A 1,745-nucleotide genomic window follows, 5' to 3' on the forward strand; every position below is an offset into this window, starting at 1 on the left:
GCCTAAACGGGGGCTGCTATTTCATACAGACAGAGGGCGCGAGTATTGTGCGGATAGGGTGCGACATTTACTGGCGGAACACGGTATTGAGCAGAGCATGAATCGGCCAGGGAAATGCACGGATAATGCAGAAGTCGAGTCGTTCTTTAAATCGCTTAAGGGCGAGTTAATCAAAGATGCACCGATTGCTAACTTAAGTCACTTACGAGAGAAGCTCAGAAAATATATTCAGTACTTTTATAATCGAACACGGTTACACAGTAGCATTGGCTATATGTCGCCGATAGCGTTTGAAAAACAATGTACTTAACAAAAGGCGTGTCCGTTAAAGTGGATCAACATCATATTTTTGAGGATACATTGGTGGAAGATATTGTACTTGCCGTCTTGGGCTCTGGCGGAGTAGCTGCATTTTTTACTATGCTGTTTACCCGAAAGTCCCATGAAGACAATGTTACGTTAAAATACGTTACGGATGAGCGTCGAAAATGGCGTGAAAATATTAAAGTAATAATGGGTGACTTAYGTGATGCAGTTCATGCATCTCGTTTGCATGATTTCCATATTCAGAAAACCCGAAAATTAGCTACTTTGCTTAAGCTGAACTTGAATAATGTGGCATCAGAATCCTTGGACCGAGATATTTTAACGTTGCTTAATAAACTTTGTAAAAACCCACAATATATCTACTTTCAATGCTTGGAAAAGCAGATTTGCACACTACTCAAGCATGATTGGGAAAGGGTAAAATTAGAGGCTGACACGCGTTCAATATCAATAACCACTATTGGTCTAGCTGCTCTTGTCATTTGGGGTGGGCTTTCTACTTTACTCTTAGACAGTAAACTTGTGAGTAAACTACAAAGCTATAGCTTACTAACTGGTATATACGAAGAATTGTTGATTATTTTTTTTCTCTTCGTTTTGGCCGTATTTGGCACGCCAAGATTGATCAAGAAAATACAGTTGAAAAACTGTAAAAATAAATACTACAAAAAAAGATAACAAATAAGAATAAGTGTCGCGCAGTCGACACTTTATTTGGGTGCTGAACAAGCCCGTTTCTTTATTAAGTAAATAGTTTAAATGCGCATAGATAGGCGCTGCGTCTGGCACTTTTTTCAGCGCGAACGCAGCCTAGAAATAAGCGGATACAAAGTGGTGCTTGGCGAATATTAACCGCCACACGCAAGTCTGTTAGATCCTCAAAAGGGGATGCATGTCATTCGTTATGTTTTCAACCATAATAAAAGGAGATGTTTAATGAATAGAAAAACCAAAGGAGTCTTATTGGGAGTGGCAGGGGTTATTTTTTGGTTCATGCCTTGGGTATATGTCAATATGAGTAATTTTATGGGCGGGAAGTTTTTGGGGATGGAGATGTACCAAGCAGGCCATCATGTTGGAGGGATTGCTTACTTATTACTCCTGAGTTCTGCAGCATATGCGTATAGTTCAAGCATCTCAAATAGACAGTTTTCAATTATCTCGTCATCAATTTCATCTGCAATTTCCATATTATTTTTGTTACAAGCCGGATCAAGTGTAGCATGGGGGCTTTTGTGTTTGATCGTCATTTCAGTTATCAGCCTCGCTATGGCATTAAAAATGGAAAAAGCGACTGAGGTATCAGGATAAAACGAAGTTAGTAGATTCTGGCTTTGGTGCGTGATGGAATCGAAAAACCACTATTGGAATAAGGTTAAAAGTAGTTAATTAAAAGGGAGTGATAAGATGTTTTGGGT

General features: G+C 39.3%; 3 protein-coding genes. All 3 read left to right on the forward strand.

The features are described 5' to 3' along the window. Window positions 1-310: integrase core domain-containing protein (locus BZG14_RS15235; protein WP_158011768.1), on the forward strand; the 310-nt coding region annotated here is incomplete at its 5' end. 53 nt (window positions 311-363) lie between these two features. Beyond that, a complete protein-coding gene (locus tag BZG14_RS15240; protein WP_131825212.1) occupies window positions 364-1,005 on the forward strand; it encodes a hypothetical protein in 642 nt (213 codons plus the stop codon). 258 nt (window positions 1,006-1,263) lie between these two features. Further along, a complete protein-coding gene (locus BZG14_RS15245; RefSeq protein ID WP_077609154.1) occupies window positions 1,264-1,638 on the forward strand; it encodes a hypothetical protein in 375 nt (124 codons plus the stop codon). The last annotated feature ends 107 nt before the right edge of the window (window positions 1,639-1,745 follow it).

This window comes from Salinivibrio sp. IB282, from assembly GCF_001995685.1.
GTDB classification, from domain to species: domain Bacteria; phylum Pseudomonadota; class Gammaproteobacteria; order Enterobacterales; family Vibrionaceae; genus Salinivibrio; species Salinivibrio kushneri.